The organism is Thermosphaera sp., from assembly GCA_038827615.1.
Taxonomy (GTDB): domain Archaea; phylum Thermoproteota; class Thermoprotei_A; order Sulfolobales; family Desulfurococcaceae; genus Thermosphaera.
The window spans coordinates 91,747-110,885 of record JAWBNK010000002.1; the positions used below are offsets into that span (position 1 = coordinate 91,747).

General features: G+C 52.9%; 21 protein-coding genes and 1 tRNA gene. 10 read left to right on the top strand and 12 right to left on the bottom strand.

Translation table 11 applies throughout. From position 1 onward, the window contains the following. Complete coding sequence (gene pyk / locus QXH45_06750; GenBank protein MEM2078941.1) at positions 1 to 1,416, top strand: pyruvate kinase; 1,416 nt, start codon at positions 1 to 3, stop codon at positions 1,414 to 1,416. Between the two features lie 4 nt (positions 1,417 to 1,420). Here pyk and QXH45_06755 read toward each other — a convergent pair. The 5 genes from QXH45_06755 to QXH45_06775 all read right to left on the bottom strand — a co-directional run bounded on the left by QXH45_06755 (position 1,421) and on the right by QXH45_06775 (position 5,835). After that, positions 1,421 to 1,523: transfer RNA gene (locus tag QXH45_06755), tRNA-Thr, on the bottom strand. Positions 1,524 to 1,576: 53 nt separating this feature from the next. Beyond that, positions 1,577 to 2,272 carry a triose-phosphate isomerase gene (gene tpiA, locus QXH45_06760; GenBank protein MEM2078942.1) on the bottom strand — a complete coding sequence of 232 codons (696 nt, stop codon included), beginning with the start codon at positions 2,270 to 2,272 and terminating at the stop codon, positions 1,577 to 1,579. A 50-nt stretch (positions 2,273 to 2,322) separates the two neighbouring features. Beyond that, entirely contained in the window at positions 2,323 to 3,468 is a 1,146-nt protein-coding gene (gene fbp / locus QXH45_06765) for a fructose-1,6-bisphosphate aldolase/phosphatase (GenBank protein MEM2078943.1), read from the bottom strand. An 88-nt stretch (positions 3,469 to 3,556) separates the two neighbouring features. Beyond that, the gene (locus QXH45_06770; GenBank protein MEM2078944.1) at positions 3,557 to 5,365 is read right to left on the bottom strand and encodes a ribosome biogenesis/translation initiation ATPase RLI; all 1,809 of its coding nucleotides are present in this window, start codon (positions 5,363 to 5,365) and stop codon (positions 3,557 to 3,559) included. A 176-nt stretch (positions 5,366 to 5,541) separates the two neighbouring features. Continuing rightward, positions 5,542 to 5,835 (bottom strand): DNA-directed RNA polymerase subunit M, encoded by a 294-nt coding sequence (locus tag QXH45_06775; GenBank protein MEM2078945.1) that lies wholly within the window; start codon positions 5,833 to 5,835, stop codon positions 5,542 to 5,544. Positions 5,836 to 5,981: 146 nt separating this feature from the next. Here QXH45_06775 and QXH45_06780 point away from each other — a divergent pair, with 146 nt between their 5' ends. Next, positions 5,982 to 6,185 (top strand): 30S ribosomal protein S17e, encoded by a 204-nt coding sequence (locus QXH45_06780; protein ID MEM2078946.1) that lies wholly within the window; start codon positions 5,982 to 5,984, stop codon positions 6,183 to 6,185. An 11-nt stretch (positions 6,186 to 6,196) separates the two neighbouring features. After that, positions 6,197 to 6,700 (top strand): hypothetical protein, encoded by a 504-nt coding sequence (locus QXH45_06785; protein MEM2078947.1) that lies wholly within the window; start codon positions 6,197 to 6,199, stop codon positions 6,698 to 6,700. Positions 6,701 to 6,879: 179 nt separating this feature from the next. Here the strand turns inward: QXH45_06785 and dnaG are convergent, their stop codons facing one another. From dnaG to QXH45_06800, 3 genes are all read right to left on the bottom strand, one after another. Then, complete coding sequence (gene dnaG / locus QXH45_06790) at positions 6,880 to 8,130, bottom strand: DNA primase DnaG (protein ID MEM2078948.1); 1,251 nt, start codon at positions 8,128 to 8,130, stop codon at positions 6,880 to 6,882. An 84-nt stretch (positions 8,131 to 8,214) separates the two neighbouring features. Next, positions 8,215 to 8,403, bottom strand: coding sequence for a 50S ribosomal protein L37e (locus tag QXH45_06795; protein ID MEM2078949.1), 189 nt, complete (start codon positions 8,401 to 8,403; stop codon positions 8,215 to 8,217). Between the two features lie 14 nt (positions 8,404 to 8,417). Continuing rightward, a complete protein-coding gene (locus tag QXH45_06800; GenBank protein ID MEM2078950.1) occupies positions 8,418 to 8,645 on the bottom strand; it encodes an LSm family protein in 228 nt (75 codons plus the stop codon). A 98-nt stretch (positions 8,646 to 8,743) separates the two neighbouring features. On the opposite strand from QXH45_06800, the gene QXH45_06805 reads away from it, so the two are divergent. Together QXH45_06805 and QXH45_06810 are read left to right on the top strand one after the other, a co-directional pair. Next, positions 8,744 to 9,229 (top strand): DUF1947 domain-containing protein, encoded by a 486-nt coding sequence (locus QXH45_06805; GenBank protein MEM2078951.1) that lies wholly within the window; start codon positions 8,744 to 8,746, stop codon positions 9,227 to 9,229. Between the two features lie 80 nt (positions 9,230 to 9,309). Beyond that, positions 9,310 to 10,017, top strand: a complete 708-nt coding sequence (locus tag QXH45_06810; protein ID MEM2078952.1) for a peptidylprolyl isomerase — start codon at positions 9,310 to 9,312, stop codon at positions 10,015 to 10,017. Here QXH45_06810 and QXH45_06815 read toward each other — a convergent pair. Next, positions 10,014 to 11,060 (bottom strand): NAD(P)-dependent glycerol-1-phosphate dehydrogenase, encoded by a 1,047-nt coding sequence (locus QXH45_06815; protein MEM2078953.1) that lies wholly within the window; start codon positions 11,058 to 11,060, stop codon positions 10,014 to 10,016. The two genes, QXH45_06810 and QXH45_06815, sit on opposite strands and share 4 nt — an antisense overlap. Before the next feature lie 80 nt (positions 11,061 to 11,140). On the opposite strand from QXH45_06815, the gene QXH45_06820 reads away from it, so the two are divergent. The 4 genes from QXH45_06820 to rtcA all read left to right on the top strand — a co-directional run bounded on the left by QXH45_06820 (position 11,141) and on the right by rtcA (position 15,411). Then, the gene (locus QXH45_06820; GenBank protein ID MEM2078954.1) at positions 11,141 to 11,761 is read left to right on the top strand and encodes a proteasome subunit beta; all 621 of its coding nucleotides are present in this window, start codon (positions 11,141 to 11,143) and stop codon (positions 11,759 to 11,761) included. A gap of 99 nt (positions 11,762 to 11,860) precedes the next feature. Continuing rightward, positions 11,861 to 13,816 (top strand): beta-CASP ribonuclease aCPSF1, encoded by a 1,956-nt coding sequence (locus tag QXH45_06825; protein ID MEM2078955.1) that lies wholly within the window; start codon positions 11,861 to 11,863, stop codon positions 13,814 to 13,816. A gap of 13 nt (positions 13,817 to 13,829) precedes the next feature. Continuing rightward, complete coding sequence (locus QXH45_06830; protein MEM2078956.1) at positions 13,830 to 14,351, top strand: nicotinamide-nucleotide adenylyltransferase; 522 nt, start codon at positions 13,830 to 13,832, stop codon at positions 14,349 to 14,351. Beyond that, entirely contained in the window at positions 14,338 to 15,411 is a 1,074-nt protein-coding gene (gene rtcA / locus QXH45_06835) for an RNA 3'-terminal phosphate cyclase (protein MEM2078957.1), read from the top strand. The genes QXH45_06830 and rtcA overlap by 14 nt, the downstream gene beginning before the upstream one ends. Here the strand turns inward: rtcA and QXH45_06840 are convergent. The 3 genes from QXH45_06840 to QXH45_06850 are packed head-to-tail and all read right to left on the bottom strand — an operon-like array spanning position 15,386 to position 17,236. Continuing rightward, on the bottom strand, positions 15,386 to 16,399 hold the full coding sequence (locus QXH45_06840; protein ID MEM2078958.1) for a GTPase: 1,014 nt from the start codon (positions 16,397 to 16,399) through the stop codon (positions 15,386 to 15,388). The two genes, rtcA and QXH45_06840, sit on opposite strands and share 26 nt — an antisense overlap. Positions 16,400 to 16,439: 40 nt before the next feature. Further along, positions 16,440 to 17,048, bottom strand: coding sequence for a TFIIB-type zinc ribbon-containing protein (locus QXH45_06845; GenBank protein ID MEM2078959.1), 609 nt, complete (start codon positions 17,046 to 17,048; stop codon positions 16,440 to 16,442). Positions 17,049 to 17,065: 17 nt separating this feature from the next. Continuing rightward, positions 17,066 to 17,236, bottom strand: a complete 171-nt coding sequence (locus QXH45_06850; GenBank protein MEM2078960.1) for a hypothetical protein — start codon at positions 17,234 to 17,236, stop codon at positions 17,066 to 17,068. Between the two features lie 188 nt (positions 17,237 to 17,424). On the opposite strand from QXH45_06850, the gene QXH45_06855 reads away from it, so the two are divergent. Next, positions 17,425 to 19,011: a hypothetical protein gene (locus QXH45_06855; protein ID MEM2078961.1), complete on the top strand. Its 1,587-nt coding sequence runs from the start codon at positions 17,425 to 17,427 to the stop codon at positions 19,009 to 19,011. Positions 19,012 to 19,139 lie beyond the last annotated feature (128 nt).

The window sequence follows — 19,139 nt, forward strand, 5'->3', positions numbered from 1 at the left end:
GTGCTTGGAGCTTTGAAGCCGAGGGTCAAGCTCATCGCCACGATCGGGCCGAGCAGCGGGGATTACGATACGATCAGGAGAATGATCCGCGAGGGCGTATCCGGTTTCAGGATCAACTATGCCCACGGAAGCGAGGAGGTCTGGAGCAACTACGTCAAGATGGTGAGAGACGCGTCGAGCGAGCTCGGCGAGCCAGTCTCCATAATAGGCGACCTCCCCGGCCCCCAGGTGAGGTCGGGTGAGTTCGAGGAGTTCGCTGTTAAAAAAGGCGAAACCCTGAGGCTGGTGCACGAGCCCCCGAGCCTTGAGAAGGGGTTGATACCCGTAGCAGTGCGCGAATTATTCTCAACTCTCGAGCCCGGGGACATCGTGCTCTATGGTGATGGCGAAGTCTCCTTCAGGGTTCTCTCCGTCGAGGAGGATTCTTCAACCGTGATCGTCTTGAACGATGGAGTAGTCAAGCCCCGCAAGAAAATAGTCGTCCAGGGCAAGGAGGTCGGGCTCCCCATGCTGGGCGACAAGGATGTGAGGATTCTAGACCACGCGGTCTCCAACCGCTTGACATACCTTGCGCTCAGCTACGTGAGAACCCCCCGGGATGTCGAGCTCGTCAGAAGCCTGCTCAAGCCCAGGGAGCACTCGCTCAGGATCATAGCCAAGATAGAGACGAGGTCCGCGTACTTGAACCTGAACGGGATTATCGAGTCCTCGGACGCTGTCCTCGTGGCGAGGGGCGACCTAGGGCTTCACTTCCCGCTGGAGGAGGTCCCGCTCATACAGAAGAACATCGTGTCAGCATCCAACTCGCTCGGGAAGCCGAGCATCGTCGCCACGCAGGTCATGGAGTCCATGCTGAGCAATCCGAGGCCGAGCAGGAGCGACGTGGTGGACGTCTACAACTCGGTGTACGACATGGTGGACGCGATCATGCTGACCAATGAAACAGCGGTCGGCAAATACCCTGTTGAAACGGTGAAATGGGCTAAGAGGATCATTGAGACAGCGATATCTCGGCAGGAGAAGCCGTCCGTGGAGAAGTATAGGAGGGTTGGTAACACCCTCGTTGAGAAGTATGCGAACGGGCTGCTACTTCTCGCGGAGAGCTTGAACGCTAAGATCCTCGTCTACACTAGGGGCAACACGGTTCCACCCTTGATCTCGAAGCTCAGGCCCCTCGTGCCCGTCTACATCGGGTCTTCTTCGAAGACGATCGCCGAGGCCTTAGCCATCTACTACGGGTTGAACCCCGTGAGCCTCGAGGAGATGGGGGGCGACGCGAGCTATGAGAAGGGAGTCGAAGCCCTCTATGTTTCTCTGAGGAGAAAAGGGTTGATCAGTATTGGCGACATCGTTGTAAAAGCCTATGTTAAATCGGGCACCGGGGTTCACGAGATAATCGTGGAGGAGGTCAGGTAGTTAGAGCCGCCGGCGGGATTTGAACCCGCGTCCACCGGCTGTCCAGCGACCTCGGTTGAAGAGGGCCGATACGAGGCCGGCGCTCCACCGGGCTGAGCTACGGCGGCTCTATAATGGTTTAGGGTGAAGGCGTTTATAAAAATGTTAAAAAAGCCTGAGGCTATTGTTGAACAGCTTTCAACGCGTTCAACGCCATATCCTTCATGACGCTGTAGGGGTCCTTCGCCTTCACGATTCCCGACGCGACCAGGACTCCGATGGTTCCGAGCTTAATAGCCTGGTAGACGTCGTCCCCGGTCGATATCCCCGCGCCCGTTAATACTAGTACTTCCTTGTTAACGCTCCTTATCAGGGAGACGCTGTTGGTTATGACCTCGGGCTTCGCCTTGCTGACGCTGACGCCGGTCCCTATCAGCTCAGGGGGCTCCACGGCGATCATATCGGGCTTCAGCAACGCTATCGCGGCGCCGGTCTCGGGGACGTCCGCGCATGCCAGCGTCTTCAACCCGAGCCTCCTAGCCTTGTTCACTAGCATGTTTATGTCGGCTATCTTCAACCTGTGCTCGCTGTGGTTCAATATCACTCCGTGAACCCCCGCCTCCTTCAACCCCTCCAGGGGGATGTAGCCGGTTGTAGCACCGGGTTCAACCGGGTCCGCGTGCTGAGCAAACACCTTCACGCCGGAGCCCTCGACCTCCTCCAACACCCTGTAGATCTCGGTGAACGGGGGCGCGAGGACTACTTCAACGCCCGTCTCCTCCCACACTCTCCTAGCGTCCCTGGCTATCCTCAGGGCGTTCTCGCCGAAGCTGTGCGGGTGATACGCCTTGTAGTTCACCGCTATTATAGGCTTCAATCAAGACACCCTCGACGAGGTATTGGATACGGGTTTACGGTTTTGAAAAACTAGCCTGAGAGCAGGTCGCTGTGCTTCTTAACTACTTTAGCCTCCTCAGTCTTCACGAACCTATCCTTCAGCTTCTCGAGGACTGAGGGCAGGGTTGTGTACTCCATTTCCTCTGGTCCAAGCCTGTGAGGCATGAAGGGACCGTGCCTCCTCATGTACTCGGCTATCGTCTCCGCGAGCCTCCTGGTCTCGTCGAAGGCTACGTCGTCGAACAAGTCTACCGGACCTATCAGCCTGCCGCGGGAGATGTTCCATCCGAGGGCGATCAATCTCGGGGGTCCGTCAAACCTCGTCACCTTGGCATACCTCATTGGAACAGGCATTAACGGACCGTGATGCGAACCCCTCATCCACCCTGCTACGAGGTGCGGGAAGCTGAAGGGCTCGAGGACTTCTCCGACGGCGGGGAGGCCGTGTTGCGCTCGGACAATGGCTACGGGGTCGTCCTTGCCGACGTATCTTCCAGCGGTGAGGTTGAGCCTTTCAACGCTCACCACGGCGGCTAGCAGGTTGTCCGACTTCCTGTAAACTCTCCTCACAATGTATCTGCCCGGGGTGCCGATTAGCGCGAGGACATCGTATGACTCCTCGGGGGTCTTCATCAAGACGCTCCTCCCCTCGAACACATCGTATACTTCGAACACGAATCCATCGTGCATCTTAGGGTCAATGACTAGTCCAGCGGTGTTGAAGGGGTCTGCGAAGATCTTGTAGATGGGCATGTTGAAGGCTCCGGGCTCGGTCTTGTCGGCGTGGAAAGTTATAACGGGCTCAGCCTCCCTCTCCTCCATTTCGAGCTCGGCGACGCCGGGACCCATGCCCCTGACGTTGCCTGAGAAAGCCTCGCTCAGCAGGTCCTGCCCGGCGGCGTAGAGCTTTAAATCCCTTGCAACCTTCGTGGCGGACTTGAAAGCCTCCCATGCTAAGCCGTGTATGTCCGGGTGGTCTACGCCCTTCTTATGCGTCATGATCAACTGGATGTCGTCCCCAACGTGCGTCACGTAGAAGTCGATTATCACGTCCTTCTGCTTGGCTTCAGCGAGGACCTTGGTGGCGGCGGCCAATTGATCGGGGTGAGGCATGTGGTGTCCAGCAACGCTTCCAACGTCTGCTTTTATAATGGATAAGGTGATTTTATCTCCCATGATTACACCGTTTTAAAGTATTGGTTAAAGGATTAATAAACGTGAATTTACAATCTTTTTAAATTATTTTAAATAAATATTTAAATCGTCAATCGGGAACGTAGTACTCGCCCCTGGATTTCTGCTCGCGGTCCAACACGGATCCCGGCTTGTTTATTCTAGGGCGGCCCGTCTCGCTGTCTTTTCTAACGGTTATTGAAAGATTCATCAACAAAGTGTTGAATCCCTCCCTAATCCCTAGCGTCTTGCTAGCGAACCCCTCAACAGAGGGTCTTCCAGTGAAAACTATCATTTTATCGCTGATGTAGTTTTGAAGCATGAGGTCGTGCTCCACGACTATTGCAGTCTTCCTTTTCTCTTCGATGATCTTCCTTATGACTTTCGCAATGATTATCCTCTCCTCGACGTCCAGGTATGCCGAGGGCTCGTCGAGGAGGTAGAGGTCTGCCTCCCTTGCCAGGGAGGTTGCCACGGCGAGCTTCTGGAGTTCCCCGCCGCTGAGCTCTTCGATCCTCCTGTCGAGCATTCTATTTAGCCTCAGCTTCCTGATCAGCTCGTTGTACAGCCATGAAGCCGGGTTCACGGCTTCGCTGGAGGCATTCCTGAGGGCTTGGGACACTGTTTCCTCGGCGAAAATCCTCGGCGAGAGCTCTTGGGGTTTAACGCTTACCTTGCCGGCTGATATCAGGACTTCTCCTTCAACAGGTTTCAGCTCGCCGCTTAAAAGCTTGATGAAAGTCGACTTTCCAACGCCGTTGGGCCCGAGAATCCCGAGAACCTCGCCCGGGTAGGCTTCCCCCTCCTCCACAACGAGCTTGAACCCCGAGGAAGGGTATTGAAAGATCATCCTCTCCCATTTGAGGACAGGGTATTCGGACTCCTCGAAGCGCTTCTCAGCCACCTGTATTCTGAACCTCACGGCTTCCGGCCGTATCCGCATGTTCTCGGCTGGGAGGTACCCGTTTAAATAGTGGTTTATGCCGGCTCTAACCCCGTAGGGCTTCGACGCTATCCCGTAGACCCCCGGCTCACCGTACACGACTACGACGTTGTCGCTTATGTAGTCAAGTATCATGAGGTCGTGCTCGACCACGACCACGTAGTTCCTTGATGCATCGGTGAACTCTCTTATAGCGTCTGCAACCCTAATCCTCTCTCTCACGTCGAGGTAGCTGCAGGGCTCGTCGAAGAAGTATGCGTCGGCGTTCTTCAACAGGACTGCGGCCACGAGGAACTTCTGTAGCTCTCCCCCGCTCAGCTCCGAGACCTGGCGGTCGAGAAGGCTCTTCAAGTTCAATTTTTCAACAACTTCGTTTAACAATCCTCTTTCATCAGCCCTCGTTAAAAGGTCTTTAACGCTCCCCTTCACAACCCTTCTCACCGCTTCGATATACTGGGGTTTTACAACGCTCTTCAACGAGTTGCTCGCTAGGCGTGAGAAGTAGGTTTGTAGCTCCGTGCCCTTGAAGGCTTTTATCACGCTGTCCCAGTCGGGCTCGCTCGCGTAGTTTCCGAGATTGGGCTTCAGTTGCCCTGATAATATCTTGATGCTCGTTGTCTTCCCGGCTCCGTTCTTCCCGATTATCCCGAGTATTCCCCCCGTCTTGGGGACGGGGAGACCGTATAGCTTGAACATGTTTTCCCCGTAGCGGTGAACCAGTTGCTTCTCGAGCTCGTCGGGCACGTTGACGACTGATATGGCGTTGTACGGGCATTTCTTAACACATATGCCGCATCCAATGCACTTGTCCTCGAAGATGATCGAGTGGGTTTTATCCTCGCTTAGGTCTACGGCCTTAGTCTTCCTCGTCCTGTTAACAGGGCAGAATCTAATGCACTCCAAGCTACACTTATCGGGTTTACAGTAGTCCCTTTCCACCACCGCAAGCCTGGTCATAATCCACCGCCTTCCACGTCTCCGCCGGCCTCCTTTAGTCTAGAGGAGCACTCAGCCCCGGATCCAAGGCTATTTGTTCAAGCCACCTATAATAGGATTTGAAAACCTATTTTATAATTGATGAAGAATGGTGACGGCTCTGAACTCAATCGTGATGAGGAAGCATAATAGCTGATTTAATCTCCCTCACCGGCTTCTCCTTCCTCGGCTGCGAACTCCTCGAGGAATATTTCATAGTACTCTTGGAGCATCTCCCTCTCCTCGGGAGTGAGGCCCGAGGCCTTGCTCTCAGTGGCCTTCGCAGTCACGACCCTCTTGCTCGACTCAACCTGGTATTTCAAACCATATTTCTCCAAGTCCTTCTTGGTCGCCTTAACCTCGTAGCCGCACCTGCTACACTTGAAGAACACTTCATTATCCTTCTTAACAGGCATCATGGGTCCGCCGCATCTCGGGCAGAACTTTACCACGTAATTCACCACGTGATTCTTGACTTCTATTATTGTTATTTTCACCGCATTATAAAGATTTCTAATCCCCGCCGACCCTTACTCGGTGAAACATTTTAAAACCCGCTTACAATATGGTATGTGATAGTTATCAAGCGGTGATGCTTATGGGTAAGATAAGGATTAGAGTCGTGAAGAGAACAGCTAGGGAACTACTGGAGAAGTACCCGGATTTATTTACACGAGACTTCGAGCAAAACAAGACCCTGGTCTCCAGGCTCGTTGAAACACAGTCCAAGAAAATGAGAAACCTCGTAGCCGGCTACGTCACCCACCTCGTGGCTGTTAAGGAGAAGAAGGCTAAAGCCTGAGAGGCCTGGTTTTGCAGGCTTCAAGCTCCTCAAGCGTAGATTTCTCCGCCTCCACTGGGGAGGGAGGCTTCCTCCTGAGGATCAGCGGAGTCGAGTTGAAGCTTTTCATATACAAGTGTGTTAAGAAGCGTGGAGACCTCGACGAGGAGCTGGCCGCGAGGAAACTCTCCCCCGACAAGCCCGTGACAATCCTCCCCGCGTCCATGCTTAAGACTCCTCTCCAACTGTTTCAAGCAGCGGCGCACTACGTGATTTACAGGGAGGAGCTCTCCAGGTTTAAGAACAAAGGGCTCCTCCTGTTGCTCCTTGCAACGGGTCACACGCAGATTAACGAGCTGGTAACCGACCTGAGAAGGCACTACGCGGTAAGCAACGACTACTTCGTCATATCGCTCGGGGACGAGGGCTTCGATAAAACAGGGTGCGTGGGCTTCAAGGATTATGATTTGAGCCTTGACGAGGAATCTTACAATATTCTGGCAAAAAACGTTAGTAGTTTGTTATCCCTGCTGTAGCTCTACCACTCCTCTTCCTCCCACTCTTCCTCCCATTCTTCCTCTTCTTCCCACCACTCCTCTTCCCATTCCTCCTCGAACCAGACCAAGCCCTGCACCTCGCTTATTATCTCCTGTTAAAAATTGGTTGGAACCAGGTATTTAAAACTATGTTTCGAAAACAAGCCGGGAGGAACGATTCAGGAGAGCTCGTTGAACGTTAAAACCACTAGGTCGCGGGGCTTGTCATCAACGTTGCCGAGCCTCGCTCCAACGACAACCTTAACGTTTTTCTCTGCAGCCGCGCTCACCAACCTTTGAGTTATAACGCCGTCTACAAGTACTCCGTGGATGCTTCCCGGTTGCGCGCTGTCTATTTCATTGAATATTTCTCTAGCGGGGATCCTCTTCAACGGGTTCCAGTTTTGATCATAGATTACTGCCTCGAGAGTCCCATATAAAGCCTTGACCTCCTCGGCTATCCTACCCGGGAGGACGATGACCTCCTCCTTCTCGACCGGCGGAGGCGGTTGCGGCGGAGCCTCCTCTCTAGCCTCCACCGGCTTCGCCTCGGCCGGGAGCTTGTGGAGCTTCTGTTGCACCTGGAGCAGGTGTTGAGCCTCCTTGCTACCCTGCTTGGCGAGGTTGTTCAAGTAGTCGAATACGCTTACGCTTTTAGACAAGGCCTCTTCCACTTCCCTCCCGGTCAGCTCTTCTACCTCCCTGCCAGCCGGCGCTCTAGCTATGGAGTCTACCTTAAGGTTTCTCAGGACTTCCTTCAGTATCAAGTCTCCGCCGTGGTCTCCGTCGACGAAGAGGACGATCTTCTTGGTTTCTGCAAGCTTCTTCAAGGTCTCGGGGACTTTTCTCGCTCCCCCGATCGCTATGACGTTGTTAATCCCGTACCTAAGCAGGTTTATTACGTCGGCCCTTCCCTCAACCAGTATTAAAGTGTCCGACTTGTCGACGTCGGGCCCGGCCGGCAACTCCTCTGGACCATAGCTAACCGGCTCCGGAGCTCTAAGCATTTCCTGAATACTCTTTATGATCTCCCTGACGTCCGGGGCCTTCTCCTTGCTCCACTTCCTCAGTATTTCCTCGGCCCTCTCCATGATCTTCTTTATCTTCTCAAGCCTCAAGTCAACGATGTCGACAATCCTCAGCGAAGCATCATAGGGTCCAACCTTGTCAACGCTCTCTATTAATGCTGCGAGGAGAGCGGTTTCAACCCTGTCCAGGTTGCTTGGTATGAGGATTTCTCCAAGGGTTTTGCTCCCCTGGATCTTTGTGTTGACTTGAATCCTCCCTATCCTACCCTTGTCCTGGAGCTGGCGGAGGTCGAACTGATCGCCGAGGAGTCCCTCGGTTTGACCGAATATTGCGCCGACGATGTCGTGCTTCTCGACAACGCCGTCTATCTCTATCCTCGCCTTTATCAAATACTTGCTCATTTAATCACCTATTGCCCCTGGTTAAAGGATTTATCAATACCGTATAATAAGACTATGTACTCGCGCATTGACTGCATTAAAAACCTAGACAATCCTAACCCTGTTTACCTTCTTATTAGCCCACGAATATCTTCTCATTCTCTTGCTACGCCCATAGCCGCATGCAGCACAGTATCCTTTCGAGACATTGAAGCTGTGTCTCCCGCACCTCCTGCACCTAATGTGCGTCTTACCCCTGCTCTTCTTGCCCATGCTTGATGTTCCCTTGGTCAATTAGACCACCTTCATCACTCAGTTATAGGTGATATGAACACTACGGTGTCTCCTCTTATCACAACCGTGCCCAGCTTCCTAGTATCTCCTCCCTCTTTAATCTCCTCCACGTCATCCAGCACGATGTTTAAGTGCTGGTCGTAGCTCCTGAGCTTTCCGCGAAGGGTTATATCGTCTTTAATCTTGATCAAGACTATGTTTCCAATGTTTTCCTCGAGCATCTTGTGCGCCGTCTCGCTCAATACCCGCACCTCAATCGCTAATGCTTAACGAATCTACATGTTTAAAATACTTGGTATCCTTAAATACTTAGCGATCAACTTGTTAAACGTGGTTTTAAATGGTGAAGAGATACCCTTTGTCGAAAAAAGAGCGCAGGAAGCTGTGGGAAGAGCTATCGTATATGGGGGATTTTAGTATCAGTGATGAAGCGCTAGTGGAATACTACCAGGATGAGAACGGTGAGAGAATACTCGTGAACGGTGAAGCAGCCTTCTTCAAGCTCGGGGACAAGTGGATACCTCATTTAAGGTTCGTCTTGAAGAATCTCGATGCATTAAGCCTCCCGAGGATCCTCGTGGACAAGGGGGCGATGCAAGCACTGCTTAGGGGGGCGGACTTAATGGCGCCGGGGATTAAAGCCATTGAAGGAGCCTTCAGAGAGGGCGACATCGTCGTGATCTGCGAGTTCGAGTCCAGGAAGCCTTTCGCCATCGGGAGAGCCCTGGCCCCGTCCGACCCGATCACTAAGGGCGAGTTGAGGAGGGGAAAGGTTGTCGAGAACATACACTACTTCAACGACGAGTTCTGGAGGCACGGCCCCTGAGGCCGCGGCCACCATTAACATTTAAAACGTGTCTAAATATAGGTTAGAAACCTGGATTAAACGAGAAAAAGGTGAGCAATATGCCTTTCAACCCTGGAGACTTCATACTAGTAGAGTATGTCGTAAGGATTAAGGAGACCGGGACACTGCTCGACACCACCGACCAGGAGTTAGCCAAGAAGGAAAACATCTACGAAGCAGACAAGCTCTACGGTCCATCCCTAGTAGTCCTTGGCAGAGGATGGATGAACGAGCTCGTTGAGCAGGAACTCATGAAGATGGATGTGAACGAGGAGAAGGAGATCGAAGTGCCGCCTGAGAGGGGCTTCGGCGAGAGGGATTCGAGCAAGGTGAAGACTTTCAGCTTGAAGGAGTTTCAGAGGAGGGGGTACAGCTTAAACGTTGGAGACGTCGTGGAGGTCGGCGGAGTCAAGGGCGTGGTTAAAAGCATAAGCGGGGGTAGGGTGGTGATCGACTTCAACCACCCGCTGGCTGGGAAGACCCTGGTCTACAAGGTGAAAGTTGTGGGCAAGATCGAGGACTTCAAGGACAAGGTTAAAGCGCTCGCGTCGAGGCACTTGTCGATAGTGAGCAACGATATCGACGTCTCCTATGATGAGGGAGAGAAGAAGTTGCTCGTGGGTATACCGGGGAAGTACTTGTCTAGGAGGGAGCTCAACTACTCTAAGATATCCCTAGCCACAGACTTGTTCGACCTATTCAAGGATGCTGTCGAAAAACTAGTGTTCCAGGAGACGCTGTCGAGGACGATGCCCGAGTCAAGCTAAATGACTCCTGTCTCCCTAGCCAGCTTGTAAGCGGCTTCACGCGTTAAACCCTTTTCCCCCAGTATCGTGTATCTATCCGGCCTTATTGAGTGCGCCAGCGTTAGTGCTTCAACTATCTTCTCCGGCTCAACGCCTAGTTCGTAAGCATTAGTTGGCAACCCCACTTTCTTCAGGACTCTCCTAACTCTCCTCCACGAGGAGTCGCCGTGTAGGTAAAGCATCATCACTGTCCCGAGGGCGACCTGCTCCCCGTGGAGGGCCTTCCCCGGCGCCACTATGTCGAGGGCGTGGCTGAACAAGTGCTCGCTACCGCTTGCGGGCCTGCTCGAACCAGCTATGCACATCGCAACTCCAGCGCTAACTAACGCTTCAACCAGGATCCTTATGCCCTCGAGGCTTCCGCTCGCTATTATTTCATGGAATTTCAACACGTGTTTAGCGCTCATCAACGCCAACTGCGCGGCATACTCTCCATAGTATTCTCCCCTGAGCCTGTGGGCGAGGGCCCAGTCTTTAACTGCGACCAGCTTGCCGACCAAGTCGCCGAATCCAGCGAGCACAAGCCTCCTGGGGGCTTTGGCGATTACCTCGATATCAGCGATCACGGCGTAGGGGGTTTTAGTGTATATGCTCGTCGGCTTCCCAGTCCCCTTGAGGCTTGCGAAGGGGCTCGCGATCCCGTCGTGGCTTGGAGTTGTTGGAATGCTAACCATGATCGAACCTGTCTCCTTGGCCACGTATTTTGCAACGTCGATAACCTTGCCCCCTCCAACCCCTATGACCGCGTCAACTCGTCTCTCCCTCGCTTTCTCAGCGATAACCTCCGCAGTGGACACCATGGCGTTAGGAGCCCTCCACACGTACACGTCCCTGCTCGCCCTCAAAGCCTCGTCAACTCTTTTTCCAGCCAGCTCGTAGGTTAGCTCGCCGGTTATCAGCCCCACTTTTCCAACCGAGGAAGGGAGTAGTTCAACCACCTTATCTATTACTCCATGCCCCACGATCACCTTCAAGGGGAGGGTTATCTCGTGAATGTTGTGCAAGACATCATCCTCCAGCACTGCGAATGATATATTTAAACCCGCTTAATAATCCTCAATAATAAGCGGGAGACGGTGGCGTTATGGAGAAGGCTGTTTCAAAGACTACGACGGTTGGACTTATAGCCGGGGGTTACGTGGTCCTTGCAGCGGATAAGAGGGCTACTGCTGGTCCAATGGTGTATCATAAGCGCGTGAAGAAGATAATGGAGATCACGCCTTACTCGGCGATGACTATTTCTGGACTAGTGGCGGATGCTCAGTTCATTGTCGAGAACGCTAAGTTCATTGCGAAGGAATACGAGGTTAAGATGGGCAAGAAAATCACCATAGACGCGCTGGCGAATAGGATATCCCTGATCCTATCAGCCTATCTCAGGTATTCACCATTCATAGTTCAGCTTCTGCTTGGAGGAGTCGATGATGAGGGAGCTAAGCTTTACTACATGGACTTGTACGGTAGTGTTTCGAGAGAGAAGTACATGTCCACCGGTAGCGGCTCCCCAGTAGCATTCGGCGTCTTAGAGCAGGGGTATCGGGATGGTATGAGCCTCGAGGAGGCCAAGGAGCTCGCCTTCAAAGCTGTTTCCTCAGCAATCATGAGGGACAGCTTCACTGGTGAAGGAGTCGACATCTTGGTCATAGGTCCTGAAGGGGTTTTCGAGGAGACCAGGTTGTTCAAGAAAACCATTACAACGGTTTAAACGTGGAAACACTTATAAGCTTGTTTTAATATGTTTTCCATCGCTGACGCCTAATAGTAGTTTTCTAAGCTCTTTAAACCGTGAAGAAAGGGATGAATTGTGAAAATTGATAAATCAGTGTTAAATAGGAATAAGATTGCCCTACTCGAGAACATCGTGAGGGAGATTCCACCGGAGCTCCAACTATCCAACATAGAGTTTGAAGGACCCTCAATAGTAGTTTACGTTGGAAACAGGAAAGCCATAAGCGAGCACTTGGACCTGGCCCAGAACATCGCGAAGAAGGTTAGGAAGCGAGTCGTGATAAGGGTTTCAACGAACTCCCGCCTCTCGGTCGAAGAGGCTAAGAAAAAGATAATCGAGATAGCCCCTAAGGAGGCGGGCCTCGATCCCAACGGCATATACTTCGATGAGACGAGCGGCGAGGTATGGGTGAAGGTTGAGAAGCCGGGTCTCATAGTCGGCAGGGGCAACTACGTTAGACACAGGATTCTAGCCGAGACCGGGTGGAGGGCGATACCGATGAGAGCTAGCCCGCTGGAGTCTAAGGTGCTCAGGGAGGTAGTAGCCGGGACTTTGAAGCAGAGCGAGTACAGGCTTGAATTCCTCCGCAGGCTCGGCGACAGGATTCACAGGGATGTGATATTCAGGAACAACTATGTCAGGATCACTGCTCTAGGAGGCTTCAGGGAGGTTGGAAGGTCTTCGATACTCGTGGAGACCCGGGAGAGCAGGCTATTGCTGGACATGGGGATTAACACCGGCGCCATGGAAGACCCCTTTAGAGCGTACCCGTTCATCGACGTTGACTCCTTAAAGCTCGAGGAGTTGGACGGCGTTATCGTGACTCACTCGCATCTGGACCACGTAGGGCTTGTGCCGATACTGTACAAGTATGGTTACAAGGGACCATTATACGTGACTAAGCCTACTAGGGAGCTCATGATAGTGATGCTTAAGGACTTGATAGAAGTATCGAGGAGGTCCGGGAGATACCTCCCGTTCTCCGAGAAGGATTTGTCGACGATGATACTTCACACGATAACGGTTGAGTATGATGAGGTTACCGATGTCGCCCCCGACGTAAAGCTCACGATGTATAATGCGGGCCACATACTCGGCTCAGCCATAGTCCACCTGCACGTTGGCATGGGCTTGCACAACATCGTCTACACTGGCGACTTCAAGTATGCTTCGACCAGGCTCCTCGACAGAGCCAACACCGAGTTCCCCAGAGTTGAAACCCTCATCATGGAGTCAACCTATGGCGCAACCAGGCAGCAGAACAGGCTTGAGGCTGAATCCGAGCTCGTCAATATTGTGAAGAAAACCGTGGAGCGCCAGGGGATCGTCCTGATACCGGTTTTCGCGGTTGGAAGGGGGCAGGAGATCATCTTGATACTGAATGAAGCAATGAAGAACGGCTCGATACCGAAGCTCAACGTATACGTCGAGGGGTTGGTCAACGAGGTGACAGCTATCCATACCCAGTATCCCGAGTACTTGAGCAGGGGTATTCGAGAAGCAATCTACCGTGGTGAGAACCCGTTTGTGGAGGATTGGTTGAATATTATTGAGTCTGGAGTGGCGAGGCCGGACATAGTCGAGGATCGTCCCTCGGTGATCATAGCTACGAGCGGCATGCTCACGGGCGGGCCCGCAGTAGATTACCTCAAGCTGTTGGCCAGCGACCCTAGGAACAGCCTCGTCTTCGTAGGTTACCAGGCCGAGGGCACTCTGGGCAGGAAGATAAGGGACGGCATGAGAGAGCTTTCAATGGTTGTTGACAACAAGGTTGAAGTAGTCAAGATCGGTCTCGAAGTCTACAGCATAGACGGGTTCAGCGGTCACAGCGACCAGGGCGAACTGGTGAGGTATGTTCAGAACATTAAGCCTAAGCCGAGGAAGATCATCCTAAACCACGGGGAGGCCGCAGCGATCGATACTTTAGCCAAGCTTCTCAGGAGAGTGGTTCAATCCCCCGGCTCGGGCTACAACTCGCCCCCCGACATCTATGCGCCGTCGAACCTGGAGACGGTCCACTTGACGGGTTAAACGGGTGGTTTCAATGCCTAGGAGGGTTTTAATGCCCGGGAGGTTTCAACCGTTTCACAATGGACACTATTACGCGATGAAGAGCCTTCTCGAGGATTTCGACGAAGTGGTTCTAGCGATTGGTAGCGCTCAGGAGGGCTTCACGTGTCAAAACCCCTTCACGGCTGGGGAAAGGCTGGAGATGATCGACCTCCTCCTGAGGTCTGAGGGATTGAGGAGCAGGGTTTGGCTGATACCTGTGCCGGATTTGAGGATGCCGCTAGCCTGGACCGCTCACGTTCTCTCGATGGTTCCCAGGGTCGAGGCAGTTGCATCGGGCAACCCTCACGTGCTCTACATCTACGAGTGGGCGGGTTTTAAGACGATTAAGCTAGCGCTTCACGAGCCGTTTAAATACAACGGCTCCAGGATAAGAAGGTTGATGCTCGAGAACGGCGACTGGGAGAGCCTGGTTCCAAGCATTATAGCCGAGCACGTTAAGAGCCTGGGGGGCGTGGAGAGGGTTAGAGCGGTGTGCGCTGATGGAGTACATTGAGGTTGACGGGAGCTTCGGGGAGGGAGGGGGACAGATACTAAGATACTCGCTAGCGCTCTCATCGCTCACAATGAAGCCTGTCAGAGTCTACAACATAAGGGCGAGGAGGAGCAACCCCGGGCTGAGGCCCCAGCACTTAGCCGCTGTCAAAGCGCTCGCCGAGGTCTCGGGCGCGGAGGTCAAGGGCGCCGGCGTTGGGAGCACGGAGGTGTTCTTCAAGCCGAGGAGGAGAGCTCACGGAAGGATTAACATAGATGTTGGGACGGCGGGAAGCGCATCCCTAGTCATTCAGGCAGTGCTTCCGGTCCTGTTGTACGCCCCGGGCTGGTCGATCCTCACGGTTAAAGGGGGGACGGATGTCCAGTGGAGCCCTCCGATCGACTACATGTCAAGGGTTTTCGCCCATAACATTAAGCACCTTGGAGTCGAAGCAGACGTCAAGCTGGTGAAGAGAGGGCACTATCCAAGGGGAGGCGGGGTCGTGGAAGTCTTCGTGAAACCTGTCAGGGAAGCGTTGAAGCCCGTAGACCTCGTGAAAAGGGGGAGACCTCTGAAAGCCGTCGTGGTGAGCCACTCGGTTAAACTCCCCAGGCACGTGGCGGAGAGGCAGGCCTCCACCGCTTCAATCCTGGTGGAGAGGGTAATCGGGGTTAAGCCTGAAGTGGTGCTTGATGTTCCGCCCCCCGAGAGGGACGACCACCTTGGACCTGGGAGCGGCGTGCTCGTCTACGTTGAGGCTGAACCGTGGGTGAGGTTGGGCGGGGATTCCCTCGGCGAGAAGGGAAAGCCTGCTGAGAGAGTCGGCGAGGAAGCTGTTAGGAGGCTGGTTGAGGACTACGAGACGGGTTTGGCTTTCGACAGGCACATGGGGGACATGATTATTCCTTACTTGTTTCTCGCTGAAGGGACCAGTAGGATCGGTGTGTCGAGAATTACATCGCATTTGACCACGGCTCTCGAGATATCCAAGCTGTTCTTCCCTGATGCTGAGGCAAGGATTGAAGGGTCTGAGGATGGACCGGGGATTGTAGAGGTCAAGAGCCCCGGCTTCCAGCCTTAAGCCATTCCACCAGCATGTTTCTCAGGGCCTGGAGGTTTAAACCGGTCAGGGCGGATATCGCTAAGGGTTTAACCCCTGTCTCCTTTTCAACTCTATCCGATACTGCCTGGAGGACTTCGGGGGGTGTGGCGTCAGCCTTGTTTAAAGCCACGGCTAGGGGCTTGCCCTCGAGGAGCTCCACGACTTCCCTGTAAACGTTCAACTGCTCCTCGATACTGTAGTAGGCTGTCGGCGTGGGGTCGAAGAGGAAGAGGAGGCGGTCCGCTAAGTATTTCACGGCAAGCACAGCCCTGTTCTCCACGATATTTCTCACGTTCATAGGCCTGTCGAGTATGCCCGGAGTGTCTATGAGGACTATCCTACCGTATGGTTCAACGATCAAGTGTCCAGCGATGATGTTCTTGGTTGTGAAGGGGTACAGCCCTATCTCCGGCTTCGCGTTGGTGAGCCTCGATATCAGCGTGGACTTGCCGACCTGGGGCATCCCCGCGATTATCACCCTCAAATCCCCTGATACATCCGGCATTTTCGAGAGAGCTATGGAGATGCTCCTCACCGTTGAGAAGACGCCCCGGTTCCTCTTGTATACTGAAATAATTCTCCCAACCCCTCTCCTGAAAGACTCCCTCTGCTCCCTGCTGCTAGCAGAGGATCTCAACTCACTCCTGGTCTCCAGGTAGATGTTTCTGGCAATCCTCCTCAGGGCTTCGATTCTTCTAGCGGTGTTAAGAGGGTCTTGTCCTGTCTCGAGCTTGAACAATTCCCTGTGGAAACCCCCCAGTTTCAACACAGTCTTAACGACTCCCTCAGCTGTAGCTAGCTCGTTGTCGACTAGCTGATAACATGTTGAAAGCTTCTCTAGAAGCCTCTCTCTTTGTGTTCTTCCCCGCCCGCCGGCTTTTCCAGCAGATTTCACCCTCCTCTCAAGCATCCCCAAGAACTCGGCCGGGTCGTGGACCACGCTCCTTCTGAAATCCTCGGGCTTCAACTCAACCCTTAATGATGAAATGTTTAAAACAACTTATAGATTAATGCACCAGCTCCTGGGAAGGAAGGGCTTGACTAATCCTTGACGAGAGGTTTTTAACGATCCCGTGGAGCCTCCTATAGTTCGTATCGCTGATGTTGAATACTTTCGTGATCTCCTCGGGCCCAGGGGTCTTCCCAGTCTTAACTCTTACTGAGAGCATGTATGCTAGAGCGTACTTGCTCCTCTCACTCCTCGAGAGGAGGGCTGGGTTGAGCTTCTCTATGAGCGTTAACCCATTCCTCACGTCATCCCAGTACCCGTTGGCCTCGATGTTCTCGACGGCTTCGATCGACGCCTTAGACTTTATGGTTTTAACAAACCTTTTAGACGATAAGACCGCGTCGTAGTCGACTATGAGCCAAGGCCTATTCCGGATCTTTTTCTCAGCCATTTTGAAAAGCCTCATGTTCAACGAGTAGTTCTCCGACACTATCTTCCTCGCGTGACGCCTTCTCCTGGATGGAGGCTCGGGCTCCTTCTCGAAGCTTGCAACGGTATCCTCGAGAATGCCTTCTACTACGAGCCCGCACTTACTGCAGACGACGATTCCTTCGCGATAATCCCAGACGAGGGGACTCCCGCAAGAGGGGCATGAAGGGCTCTCCATTACCTATGCATCTCCACTTATTTCTCTAGTCTAAAACCTCCCAATAGATGGAGAGAGTAGGGTGAAACTAATCCTAAGCCAGTAAAACATCGAGCCGCTGCAAGGATGACGCGCATCCAGGCGTTAACCAGCCTCTCGCAACCCCTCCAGACAACAAGTCCCGAAGCAGGTGTTGACCGCCGCGTCAACGGTTCGAGCGTTAAAACAAAAGCTTCACACAATCCCGTGGAATGGTAGAGTAATGGAGATCGAATAGGATTTAAAACTTAAAAGTATAAGATTTAAACTATAAAATATTTAAAATTTATATAGGAAAATTCTGAAAACAATAAAATATGTGAGGAATATGATACGACGGGGCTTATGGTGGGATTACATGTTGTTGTCGCGTGGGAGATTAGTCCCCGCCGCGATAATCCTCCTCATCATTATGGCGGGCCTGCTGTTGACGATCAACTCCATGGGCGAGACCCCCGGAATATACCTCGGCCTCAAATTATATGAAGTAAACGCTGAGAAGAACGAAGTCGTCGACGTATCATACCTGCTCGACGACCCGAGCACTAGAATGTATATAGAAGTCGAGGCAATCGCTCCCCCGGGTTCCGGAAGGGATTTCGTACTGCTCTACAAGTCTTACGTCAAGGCTGCGAGAAACGGCTTCATTCCTCTAGAGGGCTTGTTGGAGGTAGCGAGGAAGTGGGTTTCAACGATTCAGGAGCGAGGCGGGCGCGTTGACAAGACATTCTCCGGGCTCGTCATTAGAATCATGATCGTTAATCAGAGTACTGGAGAATTTCTATTCCAAGCCTACGACTCCATCTCATACATGCCCGCGGAAATAGTCGGCGGGAAATCTCTCAGCATAACACTCCACTTGTCTAGCGGGTCGATGAAGCCAGTCCTAGTCGAGTCCCAGTACGCTTCAAGCCCTTCGAAAGCCCCGGGCTTCATTCAAGTAGCTGGTGCTGAGCCGATCGGAGGATCTCCATATAGAGAGCTGGTGCTGGAGATTACGCCGGAGAAAATAATCTCTCAACTCCCGAGTAGCTACTTCCAGAACGTTAGTGGTAGGGTTTTCGTGAGGACTCCCGTACTGATCGTGTCAAATAAATACACTATTAGCGGCACGATAAGCGCTAGCATCAACATCGACACGGGGTCAGGCAGAGTGGGCATATACCCGTCCTTCACAAGCGGTGAGATACTGAATAAAATACTGAACGGAGTAGCGCCCTCTGTGACGCTTTGGAAGGGCTCAGGGTTCACGTGGGGAGGCGGATACTACTCCTTCGGCTACAGCAATATTATTCCACCTAGCACCGACTGGTGGGTTTGGATCTGGGCTAGGCCTGTTTTAAGAGTGTTTAAGGTTTACAATAGCCTCGGAGTTTACGTGGGCGATGATGTTGAAGCGGTTGTGGTGGACGTCTACACTACGGGGTTGTCGATCAATGGCGGTGCAGAGTATGGTCTGCCTCACCAATCACTAATGGATATGTTTCTCAGCGGAACCGAGCTGAGACAGCTATATATTCCGGAAACCCATGCAAGCGATGGAGCACTCTCTCCTGGAGAGTTCATAACTCTGAAGCACGTGTTTGGACACTATGATTCATGCGGAACTAATTTCGAAATCGGAATACCCGCTGGCTCAATCGCGGCTCGCGGAGTCTGCGCTCTTCTCGGGCTTCCAACTGGCGGCGCGGCGTGTGTTGCCGCGACTGCTTTCGCGTCAGCGCTTCAGCTATCAATATCTATTGAGGGAGAATCGACTACAGTGCAAGGAAATCTCGTTAACCACGGCGATCATTCATGGGTTGCGAACGACTATAACGTAGCCGAGCACGTCTACATTCGAACCGGTAAATACCAGTATAAAGTGGACCCGCCATGGTGGTGCTTCTGGTGCTCTCCATGTTACTACAGAGTTCCAGCAGGAATATACTTTGAATTCAGTTAACAGCTGAACCACTTTTTTACGATCCTCAGGGTACAGCGGCCCCTCCAAGCCATGAGCACTGCGAGTTCGCGGCCTCTATGAAGCTATACGTCTCTTCGATCTCGTGGACATGGTGAACTTATTCGATA

What these genes read in the sequence shown, in the direction of transcription:
- QXH45_06810 (MEM2078952.1), top strand. Translation starts at nt 9,310, where the DNA reads ATGCCTTTCAACCCTGGAGACTTCATACTAGTAGAGTATGTCGTAAGG.
- dnaG (MEM2078948.1), bottom strand. Translation starts at nt 8,130, where the DNA reads ATGAGCAAGTATTTGATAAAGGCGAGGATAGAGATAGACGGCGTTGTC.
- fbp (MEM2078943.1), bottom strand. Translation starts at nt 3,468, where the DNA reads ATGGGAGATAAAATCACCTTATCCATTATAAAAGCAGACGTTGGAAGC.
- QXH45_06770 (MEM2078944.1), bottom strand. Translation starts at nt 5,365, where the DNA reads ATGACCAGGCTTGCGGTGGTGGAAAGGGACTACTGTAAACCCGATAAG.
- QXH45_06855 (MEM2078961.1), top strand. Translation starts at nt 17,425, where the DNA reads ATGTTGTTGTCGCGTGGGAGATTAGTCCCCGCCGCGATAATCCTCCTC.
- QXH45_06780 (MEM2078946.1), top strand. Translation starts at nt 5,982, where the DNA reads ATGGGTAAGATAAGGATTAGAGTCGTGAAGAGAACAGCTAGGGAACTA.
- QXH45_06805 (MEM2078951.1), top strand. Translation starts at nt 8,744, where the DNA reads ATGGTGAAGAGATACCCTTTGTCGAAAAAAGAGCGCAGGAAGCTGTGG.
- QXH45_06830 (MEM2078956.1), top strand. Translation starts at nt 13,830, where the DNA reads ATGCCTAGGAGGGTTTTAATGCCCGGGAGGTTTCAACCGTTTCACAAT.
- QXH45_06845 (MEM2078959.1), bottom strand. Translation starts at nt 17,048, where the DNA reads ATGGAGAGCCCTTCATGCCCCTCTTGCGGGAGTCCCCTCGTCTGGGAT.
- rtcA (MEM2078957.1), top strand. Translation starts at nt 14,338, where the DNA reads ATGGAGTACATTGAGGTTGACGGGAGCTTCGGGGAGGGAGGGGGACAG.
- QXH45_06820 (MEM2078954.1), top strand. Translation starts at nt 11,141, where the DNA reads ATGGAGAAGGCTGTTTCAAAGACTACGACGGTTGGACTTATAGCCGGG.